This is a genomic window from Terriglobus albidus, from assembly GCF_025685425.1.
Taxonomy (GTDB): Bacteria; Acidobacteriota; Terriglobia; order Terriglobales; family Acidobacteriaceae; genus Terriglobus; species Terriglobus albidus.
Genome location: NZ_JAGTAS010000053.1, coordinates 131,634 through 144,406, shown reverse-complemented (window position 1 = coordinate 144,406; position 12,773 = coordinate 131,634). Strand labels below are relative to the sequence as shown.

11 protein-coding genes are annotated in these 12,773 nt (G+C 57.8%); 6 read left to right on the top strand and 5 right to left on the bottom strand.

The window, feature by feature from the left end; all coding sequences use genetic code 11:
• Positions 1-169: 169 nt before the first annotated feature.
• On the top strand, positions 170-1,411 hold the full coding sequence (locus OHL21_RS12780) for a DUF1501 domain-containing protein (protein WP_263417661.1): 1,242 nt from the start codon (positions 170-172) through the stop codon (positions 1,409-1,411).
• Between the two features lie 298 nt (positions 1,412-1,709).
• On the opposite strand, the gene OHL21_RS12775 is transcribed toward OHL21_RS12780, so the two are convergent.
• Positions 1,710-2,126, bottom strand: coding sequence for a DoxX family protein (locus tag OHL21_RS12775; protein ID WP_263417660.1), 417 nt, complete (start codon positions 2,124-2,126; stop codon positions 1,710-1,712).
• A gap of 95 nt (positions 2,127-2,221) precedes the next feature.
• On the opposite strand from OHL21_RS12775, the gene OHL21_RS12770 reads away from it, so the two are divergent.
• The 4 genes from OHL21_RS12770 (at position 2,222) to carB (ending at position 7,638) form a co-directional block, all read left to right on the top strand.
• Complete coding sequence (locus tag OHL21_RS12770) at positions 2,222-2,536, top strand: Rieske (2Fe-2S) protein (protein WP_263417659.1); 315 nt, start codon at positions 2,222-2,224, stop codon at positions 2,534-2,536.
• A gap of 143 nt (positions 2,537-2,679) precedes the next feature.
• Complete coding sequence (carA, locus tag OHL21_RS12765) at positions 2,680-3,816, top strand: glutamine-hydrolyzing carbamoyl-phosphate synthase small subunit (RefSeq protein WP_263417658.1); 1,137 nt, start codon at positions 2,680-2,682, stop codon at positions 3,814-3,816.
• A complete protein-coding gene (locus OHL21_RS12760) occupies positions 3,813-4,337 on the top strand; it encodes a hypothetical protein (RefSeq protein ID WP_263417657.1) in 525 nt (174 codons plus the stop codon). The genes carA and OHL21_RS12760 overlap by 4 nt, the downstream gene beginning before the upstream one ends.
• A gap of 13 nt (positions 4,338-4,350) precedes the next feature.
• The gene (gene carB, locus OHL21_RS12755) at positions 4,351-7,638 is read left to right on the top strand and encodes a carbamoyl-phosphate synthase large subunit (RefSeq protein WP_263417656.1); all 3,288 of its coding nucleotides are present in this window, start codon (positions 4,351-4,353) and stop codon (positions 7,636-7,638) included.
• A gap of 86 nt (positions 7,639-7,724) precedes the next feature.
• Here carB and OHL21_RS12750 read toward each other — a convergent pair whose 3' ends face one another.
• Positions 7,725-8,216, bottom strand: a complete 492-nt coding sequence (locus OHL21_RS12750) for a hypothetical protein (RefSeq protein WP_263417655.1) — start codon at positions 8,214-8,216, stop codon at positions 7,725-7,727.
• A 138-nt stretch (positions 8,217-8,354) separates the two neighbouring features.
• Between OHL21_RS12750 and OHL21_RS12745 the strand changes: the two genes are divergently transcribed.
• On the top strand, positions 8,355-9,368 hold the full coding sequence (locus tag OHL21_RS12745; RefSeq protein WP_263417654.1) for a dihydrodipicolinate synthase family protein: 1,014 nt from the start codon (positions 8,355-8,357) through the stop codon (positions 9,366-9,368).
• 73 nt (positions 9,369-9,441) lie between these two features.
• Here OHL21_RS12745 and OHL21_RS12740 read toward each other — a convergent pair whose 3' ends face one another.
• From OHL21_RS12740 to tolB, 3 genes are all read right to left on the bottom strand, one after another.
• Positions 9,442-10,419, bottom strand: coding sequence for a tetratricopeptide repeat protein (locus OHL21_RS12740; protein ID WP_263417653.1), 978 nt, complete (start codon positions 10,417-10,419; stop codon positions 9,442-9,444).
• A 108-nt stretch (positions 10,420-10,527) separates the two neighbouring features.
• Entirely contained in the window at positions 10,528-11,274 is a 747-nt protein-coding gene (pal, locus tag OHL21_RS12735) for a peptidoglycan-associated lipoprotein Pal (protein WP_263417652.1), read from the bottom strand.
• 114 nt (positions 11,275-11,388) lie between these two features.
• Positions 11,389-12,744 (bottom strand): Tol-Pal system beta propeller repeat protein TolB, encoded by a 1,356-nt coding sequence (gene tolB, locus OHL21_RS12730; protein ID WP_263417651.1) that lies wholly within the window; start codon positions 12,742-12,744, stop codon positions 11,389-11,391.
• Positions 12,745-12,773 lie beyond the last annotated feature (29 nt).

The window sequence follows — 12,773 nt, the reverse complement described above, 5'->3', positions numbered from 1 at the left end:
TCCCTGTAGGTGTAGGGTAGGGATTTCGCATCCATGGCGTTTTCCCCCATGAAAACGCCGCTGCACTCCTCTTCGGGATACCGCAACAAGAAAATGCTTCAGGAAGAATCTTCTGCCCGGCGAGAGAAATACTCCCGACACGGGTCAAAAATGTAGAGAGGTTGTGGCGATGCGGATAACACGGCGTGGATTCATGAAGGGTGGCGCACTGGCGCTGGTGGGTACGTCGACGATTCCAAGTTTTTTGACGCGATCCGTGATGGCTGAGGTTACAACAGCCGCGGAGAACAAGAAGAAACTCGTCGTGCTCTTCCAGCGTGGTGCTGCGGACGGTTTGAATATCGTTGTGCCGTATCGCGAAAAGAACTACTACACCATGCGTCCGTCGCTTGCTATCAAGGCGGAACAGGTTCTGGACCTGGATGGCTTCTTCGGCCTGCATCCATCGATGGCATCTTTCAAGCCGCTCTATGAGCAGGGACATCTCGCGATCGTGCATGCGGTGGGCTCGCCCGATATGACGCGGTCTCACTTTGATGCTCAGGACTTCATGGAGAGTGGTACGCCTGGTCTGAAAGCTACGCCCGATGGCTGGCTGAACCGGGCGTTACAGGAGGAGAAGCTGCGTGAGGAATCTCCTTTCCGTGCGGTCGCCTTAGGCGGTCAGGTTCCGCGTACGCTGCAGGGCAAGCTGCCTGCGATCGCCATTAGCAACCTGCAGGACTTCTCCGTGGGTGGACGCGGTCCCAACCCATCTCCGATGTCGAATGCGTTTCAACAGATGTATGCCGATAGTGTCGACGCGGTGTTGCACGGTACGGGGCAGGAGACGTTCGAAGCGGTTCGCATACTGAAGTCAGCAGATCCGGCGCACTACACGCCTGCGAACGGAGCCGCATACCCCAATACACCGTTCGGTAACAGCATGAAGCAGATTGCACAGTTACTGAAGGCAAATCTTGGCGTGGAAGCGGCATTCGCGGACATCGGTGATTGGGACACACATCAGAATCAGGGCAACGTGAACGGACGCCTCGCGAATCGTCTCAAAGAGTTTTCCGATTCGATTGCTGCCTTCTGGAAGGACATGGGTGACGATACAGAAAACATTACGTTGGTCACGATGTCTGAATTTGGACGCACCGCGCGTCAAAATGGCACAGGTGGCACGGATCATGGTCACGGCAATGTAATGTTTGTTCTCGGCGGAACTGTAAAGGGCGGTAAAGTCTACGGCAAATGGCCCGGCCTTGAGAACGAACAATTGAATGAAGGCCGCGATCTGGCGGTGACGACCGACTTCCGTCGCGTTCTGGGTGAGGCAGCGTACAAAACGCTGGGAGCGAAAGATCTGAAGCTCGTTTTCCCAAATGCGAACGTACAACCGCAAGAGTTCTTAAAGTTTTTGTGAGTCTCAGTCGTTAACTGCGTTATCAGATATACGTGAGACAACTTTTTCAGATCACAAGCGTCTGATGAAGTGTTGTCAATCAACACAGTCTGGGTTACCGACTACGACCTGGGCTTCCATAATCCGCACCATCACTCCCTCCCATTCGGGGCTCCCAGAGTATCGGGGGCCCTCACTTCTTAAGGTCAGAATGATATTTCATGAGAAGAGAGCTTCTGCTCACAGAGCGTTTGCGTCTGATTAGTGTTTTCATTGCGGAAAACATCCATAGATGCGAATGCGCTGCAAGGAAAATGCTCTAGTCCAGGCCGATGCGATGATCCGCTGCCATAACGCCGGGGCCATAGGTAGCCAGCATCAAGGCAATCACAAGGCAGGAGAGCGCGTACTGTGAGCCGACGAAGCCTTTGTGAATCGTCACCAGACCGATCGCGAAGCCCATATTGATTGCAGCGAGAATTGCCCAGAAGCGAGTGAGTAGTCCCAGGATCAGGCACAGACCGCCGACGAACTCCGTGATGGCGGAGATGTAGCCAAGCCAGTACGGCATGCCGAGCGAATGCACAAAGGCTGCGTGATGGTTCATGGCAGAGAGCGCAGGTGCTCCATGCGATGGAATCACCTTGCCCCATCCCCAATACATCAAGCCAATGCCAAGCGTAAGGCGGAGCAGAAGAGCGGCGGTCGGTTGCAAGCCATCGAGCCATTTACCCATATGGTTAGTTAACCTCTCTTTGCGTACGCCTGTCAGTGTGAAAACAACAGAAAGGAATCCGGTTCGTTAGCATAGATGATTGGAGAGGCTTGTTCATGTCGCAGTGGGTCCGCTTGTGTTCTATCAAGGAAGCGCCGGAGGAAGGCAAAGCAATGCAGGTAACAACAGCCGATGGTGTTGATATCTGCCTGGCGAGGTTGGACGGCGAACTGCACGCGCTGGATAACTGGTGCCCACATCGCCGGGGTCCGCTGGGTGAAGGGTGGGTGGAAGGCGGAGCGATCGTGTGTCCGTGGCACGCCTGGGCCTTCGACCTGAAGACGGGAGTAGCGCACCCGCCCGAGCGGGCAAGCGTGGAAGTTTTTGGTCTAAAAGAGGAAGGCGACGATCTGCTCGTTGATCTCGCGTGAATGCAGCCAGGTTTGGGCGTCGTTTCACCGGGAATGGCGGTTTTTTGCTGAAAAACACAGGGTCCGGAGCATCTTCGGGCCTTGCGCTTTTTAGGCGCGGCAAAAGCTGATAAAATCGATTGAATCCACTCCTTGGAGAGGCGATGCAAGCCATCCTGGCGCTCGAAGACGGGCGCATCTTTCGCGGCAAGGGCTTCGGCGCGAAGGCCGAATGCTACGGAGAGGTCGTTTTCAATACATCGCTGACCGGATATCAGGAGATCTTTACGGATCCCTCATATGCCGGGCAGATCGTTGTCTTGACGAACCCGCAGATCGGGAACTACGGCACCACTCCCAGCGACGCAGAAGCGTCGCGCCCCTACATTGAGGGGCTGGTTGTTCGTGAGTTCTCTCCTATAAGTTCCAACTGGCGATCCACTCAGGTTACCGATGAGTATCTGGAACGCTATAACGTACCAGTCATCTCCGATATCGATACGCGCGCCGTGGTTCGCCATCTGCGCACCAACGGTGTCATGCGCGGCGTTGTATCCACCCTGGAAACGGATGCGGACAAGCTGGTTGCCAAGGCACGTGCGATCAAGAAGATGGACGGCACAGATCTGGCCTCAGTGGTCACGACCAAGTCTGTCTACGAGTTTGATGCCGACGATCCACGCAACCAGGCCGGCGATCCGTTGCTGCCGCAGGTGCGCGATGCCAAAGGTCAGCCACTGCATGTGGTGGCATATGACTTCGGCATCAAGCAGAACATCCTGCGCATGCTGACGCGCGAGGGCTGCCGCGTGACCGTTGTCCCGGCGACCACGCCCGCGGAAGAAGTGCTGGCGATGAATCCCGACGGTGTCTTCTTCTCGAACGGCCCCGGCGATCCGGAGCCGTTGAGCTATGCCATCGAGAATGCGCAGAAGCTCAAAGGAAAGACTCCGATGTTCGGGATCTGCCTTGGGCACCAGATCTTCGGTCTGGCCCTGGGCGGCAAGACCTACAAGCTGAAGTTCGGTCATCATGGCGGCAATCATCCGATCATGAACAAAGAGACCAGCAAGGTTGAGATCACGGCGCAGAATCACAACTTCAACGTCGACCCGGCAAGTTTGCCCGCAGATGTTGCGGTGACTCACGTGAATCTCAACGACGATACGCTTGCCGGTCTGAAGCACAAGACTGATCCGATGTTCAGCGTGCAGTATCACCCGGAAGCAAGTCCCGGGCCGCATGACTCGCACTATCTCTTCCAGGACTTCCGCAAGATGATGGAGGAGTGGAAGAAGTGATTCGGAGCCTGGCAAAGACGGTGGTGGTGTTCTTTCTTACCCCCGCCGTTTTTGCAGGCGAAAAGCCGAAATCACTGAAGTCATATTTCTGTGTTCCGGCCTCACCGTCAGAGTGGAAACTTCAGGGGTATCCGCCGCTGATCAATCCGAAAGCGGGCACAACCTACGCGGAGATATGGGCGAGCGGAACAATGGTAGAGCGGGTTAAGTGGCGCCGCTTTCAGCGGAACCGTGACGTAATGTTCGAGTATCACTACGACACGGCTGGAAATCTGAAGTCTCTTCAGGCTTCGTTACATTACTGGGGCTACTGGGTCGCCGAAGCGGAACTTACGCTGGATGGCGAGGCAGAGAAAGGCCTCACAACAGTTCACTACTACAAGGCTCGTGCAGTCACCGGGGAGCAGATGCGCGCGCCAATGAATAACCCGGAAGAAAAAGGCCGCTACCTGGACGAACTGAATGCGGCCACACGTTGGATGACAACGCAGGCAGTGCCCTGCGCTGACAAGCTGAGTTAGGAAGAGAGACGCAATGCCACGCAGGAATGACATCGCGAAGATTCTGGTGATCGGCTCAGGTCCGATCGTAATTGGCCAGTCGGCAGAGTTCGACTACTCCGGCACCCAGGCGTGCAAGGCCCTGAAGGCCGAGGGCTATGAGGTGGTGCTGGTGAACTCCAATCCGGCCTCCATCATGACGGATCCGGAGGTTGCCGACCGCACCTACATTGAGCCGCTGAGCTTTGCCTATCTGGAAGAGATTCTAAGACTGGAGAGCGAGCTGCTTGCCGAGACCGGCAACACAGGGAAGTTCGCCGTACTGCCGACCGTAGGCGGACAGACTGCGCTGAACCTCGCTGTCGATCTGGCTGATGCCGGCGTTCTGGAGCGCTACAACGTCGAGTTGATCGGCGCCAAGCTCGACGCCATCAAGAAAGCCGAAGATCGTCTCCTGTTCAAGGACGCGATGAACAAGATCGGTCTCGATATGCCGCGTTCCGCGCTCGTCAACAACCTACGCGACGGTCTCGAGTTCACCGCGAAGATTGGCTTCCCGGCGGTGATCCGCCCCTCGTTCACGCTTGGCGGCTCTGGCGGCGGTATTGCCTACAACCGTGAAGAGCTGATGGAGATTCTTTCTCGCGGTCTCGATCTCTCTCCTGTCCACGAGTGTCTGATCGAAGAGAGCGTACTTGGATGGAAAGAGTATGAGCTTGAGGTCGTGCGTGATCTCAAGGACAACTGCATCATCATCTGCTCGATCGAGAACTTCGATCCGATGGGCGTGCATACCGGCGATTCCATTACCGTTGCTCCGGCGCAGACGCTGACCGACCGCGAGTATCAGGTCATGCGTGATGCGGCCATCAGAGTCATTCGTGAGATCGGTGTTGAGACCGGCGGCAGTAACGTGCAGTTCGCAGTGAATCCGCAGAACGGCCGCATGACCGTCATCGAGATGAACCCGCGCGTCTCGCGCTCGTCGGCTCTTGCCTCCAAGGCGACAGGCTTCCCGATCGCAAAGATCGCCGCGCGCCTGGCCGTCGGCTACACGCTCGATGAGATCAAGAACGACATCACCAAGGCCACGCCTGCCTGCTTCGAGCCCACCATCGACTACGTCGTGGTGAAGTTCCCGAAGTGGCAGTTCGAGAAGTTCCCCGGAGCGGAAGAAGGCCTTGGACCGCAGATGAAGTCCGTCGGCGAGGTTATGGCCATCGGCCGTACCTTCAAAGAGGCCATGTTCAAAGCTGTCCGTTCGCTCGAGACAGGCAAGAAAGCTACTGCTACGGACATTGAACCTCGCCGCCTGACGCAGCGCCTGGTTACGCCTCATCCTGACCGTTTCAGCTACATTCGCTACGCCTTCGAGAAGGGCATGAGCGTGCGTGAGGTTGCGCGCCTGACCGGCATGGATCCCTGGTTCCTCTACCAGGTCAAGCAGGTTGTCGACGAGATCAAGGCTGTCAGCGAGAAGCCGAAGGCTGAGATCAGTGCAGACGATCTGCGCACGGCGAAGCGCATGGGTATCTCTGATGAGCGCCTTGCCGCGGGTTGGGGACTTGAGGGACGCGATGGCGCGATCGAGGTGATGAACCTTCGCAAGAAGCTGGGTGTGACTCCGGTCTACAAGCTGGTGGATACCTGCGCCGCTGAGTTCGAGAGCTTTACTCCGTACTTCTACTCCTGCTTCGACGAAGAAGACGAAGCGACGCCGACGGCAAAGAAGAAGGTCATCATCCTTGGTTCCGGACCGAACCGGATCGGACAGGGCATTGAGTTCGACTACTGCTGCTGCCACGCCGCCTTTGCTCTGAAGGACGACGGTTACGAAACCATCATGGTGAACTGCAATCCCGAGACGGTCTCGACCGACTACGACACGGCAGATCGCCTCTACTTCGAGCCGTTGACCTACGAGGACGTCCTGGCTGTCTATGAGCACGAGGCGGCAAGCGGGGCCGAGGTTGGCATGATCGTTCAGTTCGGCGGTCAGACTCCGCTGAATCTTGCTCTGCCTCTGAAGGCTGCAGGCGTACCGATCATCGGTACCTCTCCCGAGTCCATTGATCTCGCGGAGGATCGCAAGCGCTTCGGCAAGCTGATCGAAGAGCTAGGAATTCCGCAGCCACAGGGCGCGATGGCGACCTCGGTGCAGGAGGCCCTCGAAGGCGCCAACCGTGTCGGTTACCCCGTGCTGGTACGGCCTTCGTATGTTCTTGGCGGACGCGCCATGGTAATCGCCTACGACGACGATGCCATCGTGAAGTACATGAGCACTGCGATTGAGTATTCACAGGAGCGGCCGGTACTGATCGATCACTTCCTCGAAGACGCTACCGAAGTCGACGTCGACGCCCTCTGCGACGGCAAGGACGTGATCATCGCCGGCATCATGCAGCACATCGAAGAGGCCGGCATTCACTCCGGTGACTCCTCCTGCGTGCTGCCAGCGGTGGATATCGCTCCGGAGGTTCTGGATACGATCCGCACCTACACGCGGAAGCTGGCCCTCTCGCTCAACGTCGTTGGCCTGGTGAACATCCAGTTTGCGATCCAATACGGCAAGGTTTACGTGATCGAGGTCAACCCGCGCGCGTCACGTACGGTGCCGTATGTCTCCAAGGCAACCGGCATCCCGCTTGCGAAGATTGCGTCACGGCTAATGATTGGCAAGACGCTAAGAGAGTTGCTGCCGGAGCAGCTCGCCAGCGGCAAGGATCTTGGAACCGGAAGCCACTACTTCGTAAAGAGCCCGGTCTTCCCATGGGGCAAGTTCCCGGGCGTGGATACTGTGCTCGGACCGGAGATGAAGTCCACCGGTGAAGTGATGGGCGTAGCTGACAACTTCGGCGAAGCTTTCGCCAAGGCACAGCTCTCCGCCGGACAGGTGCTGCCGAAGAAAGGCAATGTCTTCCTGAGCGTAAACGACCACGATAAGTCTCAGGTGGTTGGCCTTGCGCGTCAGTTCCGGGAGATGGGCTTCCACATCGTGGCAACCCACGGAACGGCCGATGTGCTGGAAGATGCCGGTCTGCAGGTAGAGCGCGTCTACAAGGTCAAGGAAGGCCGCCCCAACGTCGTGGATTACATCAAGGGTGAGCGTATCCAGCTCATCGTGAATACGCCGCGTGGGCAGGATACCTTCTTCGATGAAAAAGCGATCCGTCGCGCCGCGGTTCTGGCTCGTATTCCAACCATCACGACGATTGCCGCGGCACGCGCTGCGGCAGAGGGAATTGCATCCATCCAGGGCGGTTCCGTCAATGTCAATGCGCTGCAGACACTGCATGCGGAGCGCGAAGCGGTACAGGCATAACAAACCTTGCTTCATACGGAAGAGGCGTGAGCTCAATGCTCACGCCCCTTTTGTCTTGCAAGTGAACCAGATGTCTTGCAAGTGAATCAGAACTCTTCTTTGGGAAGACCGAAAGTCGCACCGATCGAGTACGAGATCAGCGACAGTGGAATCCAACTCCCGGCCGCGAAGCCATAGCCGCCCATCAGGCCGCTGGGATTGGAGATGTCGAAGAACGTCCGATAGAGTTTCTCCAGCGCGCCGCAGCCATTGCACAGACCAGGCCCAGTAGGAAGATCCAGAACATAGACGCACAGAATCGAAAACATCAGCAAGCCGGCGATCCAGATGTAGCGTGCGACTTCGTTCTTTGTCACCTTTGCGGTTGCAAAGCCGGTGATGATGGCTGCCAGAAAGATAACGGCGGTACAGAGCAGCTTCGGTTGAGTAGCAGTCGGGTCAGGCCTTGAGAATCCGAAAACACTGACTACAACAACGACTACAAGAAATGCCAGGAGTATGTGCCCTGCAAACCAGACGGCCTCAAAGCCCAGATCTGTTGCAGACTTCCCACCTACATCTTCGATGTCTTCTGCCATGCCTCGAGCTGTTGTCTCCCAGAATGATCTATTTGGCTTGCATACACGGTACGACATCGAGGGAAGTGATGGAAATAGCCTTTCGTGGTATTGCCCTTGGTGCCGTCAACTGCTACGAAGCGGATTAAAATAAAAGTCATGCTGCTCGATGGATTGCATATCCCTGCCACCACTCCGTTTTATTCCGATGGCCGCGTATACCTGCGTAAGCTGGAGCACAATGTAGCGCGCTATTCCATGACTCCTGCCGCCGGCATCGCGATTCTTGCCGGGCCGGGCGAAGCGGAGATGCTGGATGATAGAGAGACTCGGGATGTCCTGGCAGCAGCCGTGGGCACTGCTGCCCCCGAGAAGCTCCTTTGGGCTGGTGTTGGCCGCCCTGGTGTAGCTGCCACGCTGGATCTGATCCATTACGCGGCAGGCCTTGGTTACGATGTGGCCCTCGTCCGCGTTCCTGCAGTCGAAACTTGTGTGTACTTCGACGCCATCGCAGATGCCAGCGAACTTCCCGTTGTGATCTTCGACCCCGGATCAGCGCTCGACACGGAAGAGGTTTCACGGCTGTCGCTCCATGCCAGGATCTTTGGCATCGTGAGTGGAACCAGCGATATCGCGGCTGTGATTGCTGCGTCGTCCAAAGCTCCGCGGCGCGATGTCGTGGTCACGCCGGTATTCTCCGCCGTAACCGGACGGATGCAGGCGGCGCAGAGTACGGACGCTGCAACCTTTGTGAGCGCCGGCAGTCTCGCGGGTGGAGGCGCTGCTCTCGCGGTCGCTCCGCCGAAGCCGGCACTCAAGACACGCACACGCAACGTAGGTTTCCAGGTCCTTTCCGCCTCAGATGCCGGCATGGTCGATGCTTTGGCTGCCGGAGCACAGGGACTGTTGACGACCTTTACGGCCAGCGCGCCGCAGGCATGTCACGAAGTCTATGCCGCGTGGAAAGACGGCGATCCCAACCTTGCCGCAGAAAAGCAGGCTCGTGTCGCGGTTCCGGCGGCTGAGATCGTAGGGGGATTGGGAATCGCTGGCGTGAAGTATGCTGCAGAACTGACGGGATATTACGGTGGAAAGCCTCGTTTACCGCGTCTGCCGCTCACCGCTGATCAGCGCGCAGAGGTAGAGCGCCATATGTACGGAATTCGGAGCTAGAGAGCATTTTCCCGTAGATGCAGTGTAGGGTTCCAGCACCCTATCGAGATACCCCAGCAACAGGGAAAAGGCTCTAGCGGCTGGCTTTCAGTCCGTTCAGCTTCGCCTTGGCCTGATTCGCCTCAGGTGTGCCAGGATAACGGGCAATCAGGGCACGCAGCTCGCGAGCGCCGGCAGCCTCCTGCCGTGTGGCAATTAAGGCGTAGCCCTTATGCAGGTGAGAGAGGGCAATTTTGTTATTGCCTGGGTACTGCTCCAGCACCTTGTCATAGAACTTGATGGCGGTAGGAAACTTTCCGGCGCGATAGTCGATCTCGCCCAGGTAGAAGTTCGCATTCCCAGCCAGAGCGTTGTCCGGATAGTACTGGATAACACGATTGAACTCCGCTGACGCCAAAGCATACTTGGCGGCAACGTAGTCGCCATATGCGGTCTGGTAAAGATCAGCAACCGGCGGCGCTGCGTCTGCCACGGGCTGGGCGGCCGGAGCATCGCTTGGTTGAGCCTGACTCATCGGAGTTCCGGCGGTGGGCTTGCCCTTGCGCGAAGGAACCACCGGCGCCGGAGGCGTATATGGGGTCATATCAGGAGCCGGATTCGTTCCCGAAGGCACTGCGGTATTCCCACCGCCCGAAGGTACGCCGTTATCCAGCTTGGCATTGATGGACTGCTGCTGATTTTGTACGTCCGTCAGCGACTTTTCTATGCGGCCGAGGCGAGCCTTCAATTCGTCCAAAGCATCGTTCAGCGCCTGCACCTGATTGTTGATCTGGTCGGACTTGCCGCTCTGGGCTTCTGCGCTGGTGGTCATCTGCTTATGCAAACCGTCCACCGTGACAGACATCCGGTTGACGGAGTCGGCAGTCTGCTGAACCAGATCCCGCAGGACTCCCATTCGCTCATCATTGGCCTGCTGCAGACGCGCGACGGCGTCCTGCAACGCCTGCACCTGGGTCTGCAGTTGCACCATGTCCTTATTCACGGCGAATGCTGGAGGGACAAAAAGAGAGCAGGTCAGCAGGGCGACTGGTGCAAGACGTGTAAGCTTCATGGCGGTTTCCTCAAACGCTTTTGACGCGGAAAAGGCGCTTGCCGCGAGCAAGCGCCTCTCCGGGTTGTTGATCCAGTCTACGACGCCCCGGCATAGCCAGGACCAGGACTAGCGGTCCAGCGAGAACTGCGCACGGCGGTTCTGCTGCCAGCACGACTCGGTCTGTTCGGTGCAGAATTGCTTTTCCTTGCCGTAGCTGATGACGCGCATCCGCGATGGCGCGATGCCGGCATTGACCAGCGCGGTCTTGGCGGCATTGGCGCGATTCTCTCCCAGGGCGAGGTTGTACTCAGCCGAACCACGCTCGTCGCAGTAGCCGCCGATCACGACCTTGATCGCCGGGTGAGCGGCCAGGTAGCTGGCGGAAGTGGCGATGGAAGACTGAGCATCGGCGCGGACATCGTAGCTGTCGTAGTCGAAGAAGATGTCCTGGACATTCCGCGCAAACTCGGCATCCGAACCCATATCAGCGTTGCCGGTGGGCGCAGTCGGGGTCTCCGGAACACGTACCGTCACACGGACATTGGCTTCAGCCGAGCCCCCGTCGCCACGAGCAACCAGATGGAAGTTCGTGGAGCTCGACGGAGTCACCGTCTGGGTTCCGTTCACGTTAACCGCACCGATGCCGTCGATCGATACCGAGGTGGCGTTGGTCGTGCGCCAGTTCAGCACGACCGACTGACCAAGATCGATGGCCAGCGGTTCAGCCGTAATGTTGGCTGTAGGAGCGGGAGTAGGCGGAACTTCCGGGGCGGTATACGGTGGGGGGGCAGAAGCCTTCTTATGGCAACCGGCAGCGCCGAAAGCCAGCGCGATCGCCAGGACGGTCATCTTACGGAGTGCGGGTACGTTCATCGGAAATCTTTCCTCCTGCCTCGGCGCGTTCTCAAACGGCCGGGTCCTACTTTTTTGATTCAAAACTGTTGGTAAGTTGCTGCAAAGTAAATAGAAATACAGGTGCCAACGAGGCTATTTCCAACTCCAGTTTGGCATGTCATTGCCGCCGTTTGTAGTCAGGCGACGTTTCTGTGTGCCGTCAGCCAGCATGCTCCAGATCTCCATTTTGCCGCTGGCTGTACTGGCATAAACGATATGGCGTCCATCAGGGGACCACGACGGGAAGTCGCAGCGCCCACTATCATGCGTCACTTGAACCCAGCGATAAGAACCGCCGGCCCCAGGTGAGACCTCCTGCACATAAATGTCCTGTCCTCCTGGAGCACCGGGGCCGTATTTCCGGTTCCAGGCAAAGGTAAGGAATTGCCCGTTCGGCGACCATGACGGAGAGGTCGCGTACCCGGTGTCGGTCAGACGGGTCACGCCGGCTCCGTCGGCGTCCATGATGTAGACCTGCGGAAGGCCGCTGCGACCGCTGATCCAGGCGATCTGTGCGTTTGTCCGGGGATTCCATACGGGGGAGACATCAGGACCGCGGAAAGAGGTCAAGCGATGCGCTCCGTTGCCATTGGCGTCCGTGGCCCAGATCTCCGGGTCACCAGTGCGTGAACTCGAAAAAGCGAGGCTGTTGCCGGTCGAGGCCCAGGCGGGTGAAAGATTGGTTCCGCCAAAGCTGGGGAAGTTCACCAGGCGTCCCAGAACCAGCGAATACATCCGGATGCCCCAGCCATCTTTGCCGAGGGAGGAGAAGGCTATACGGGTGCCGTCGGGCGAGATGCGGGGAGACAGGGAAACCGTGCCCAGATGCGTGATCTGGTGCTGGTTCGCGCCGTCATAGTCCATCATCCAGATCTCTTTTGTGGCGCCCGCCTGATGGACGTAAACGATCTTAGTCTCCGCGATACCCGGAATGCCCCCGCCCAGACGGAAGATGATCTCGTCGGCGAAGCGGTGCGCTATCTGGCGGGCCATGTCATCGGTGGCGTCTTCGCTGTACTGCTTGGCCAGAACCTGCGGATACTGCACGTTTTTGGTGTCAAAGAGCCAACCGTTGACGACCAGCTTGCCAGACTGCACAGTAGCAGAACCGAAGGCCACCATAGCGGCGCTGACGGGAGCGGACGACCACTGTTGGACGTTCATCTCGCTCGGTGCTCCCGGCGTTGCCTGGGGCAGCAGACTCTTCGAGACCAGGTCAAAGATGCCGGCATTGGAAAGATCGGCATAGAAGACCGAATCGAAGGTGCGTTTCAGCGCAGCGGAATCGGCTGATCCCTGTTTAAAATCGGCGGCGGCGATGCGAATTTTATCGACGCCGGTGCTGGTCTCAGTCTTGAACCAGTCCTGAGCGCGGGCGGGGACCACCGTTGTGACCACTGCAGCCACGAACGCTAGAAGAACGTTGAACTTACGCGACGGACTTTGCATTCTCATCCTATGGTATGACGGAACTTAAT

Excerpts from the sequence above, each read along its gene's own strand:
- OHL21_RS12780 (WP_263417661.1), top strand. The coding sequence starts at position 170 with ATGCGGATAACACGGCGTGGATTCATGAAGGGTGGCGCACTGGCGCTG.
- OHL21_RS12775 (WP_263417660.1), bottom strand. The coding sequence starts at position 2,126 with ATGGGTAAATGGCTCGATGGCTTGCAACCGACCGCCGCTCTTCTGCTC.
- OHL21_RS12770 (WP_263417659.1), top strand. The coding sequence starts at position 2,222 with ATGTCGCAGTGGGTCCGCTTGTGTTCTATCAAGGAAGCGCCGGAGGAA.
- carA (WP_263417658.1), top strand. The coding sequence starts at position 2,680 with ATGCAAGCCATCCTGGCGCTCGAAGACGGGCGCATCTTTCGCGGCAAG.
- carB (WP_263417656.1), top strand. The coding sequence starts at position 4,351 with ATGCCACGCAGGAATGACATCGCGAAGATTCTGGTGATCGGCTCAGGT.
- OHL21_RS12750 (WP_263417655.1), bottom strand. The coding sequence starts at position 8,216 with ATGGCAGAAGACATCGAAGATGTAGGTGGGAAGTCTGCAACAGATCTG.
- OHL21_RS12745 (WP_263417654.1), top strand. The coding sequence starts at position 8,355 with ATGCTGCTCGATGGATTGCATATCCCTGCCACCACTCCGTTTTATTCC.
- OHL21_RS12740 (WP_263417653.1), bottom strand. The coding sequence starts at position 10,419 with ATGAAGCTTACACGTCTTGCACCAGTCGCCCTGCTGACCTGCTCTCTT.
- pal (WP_263417652.1), bottom strand. The coding sequence starts at position 11,274 with ATGAACGTACCCGCACTCCGTAAGATGACCGTCCTGGCGATCGCGCTG.
- tolB (WP_263417651.1), bottom strand. The coding sequence starts at position 12,744 with ATGCAAAGTCCGTCGCGTAAGTTCAACGTTCTTCTAGCGTTCGTGGCT.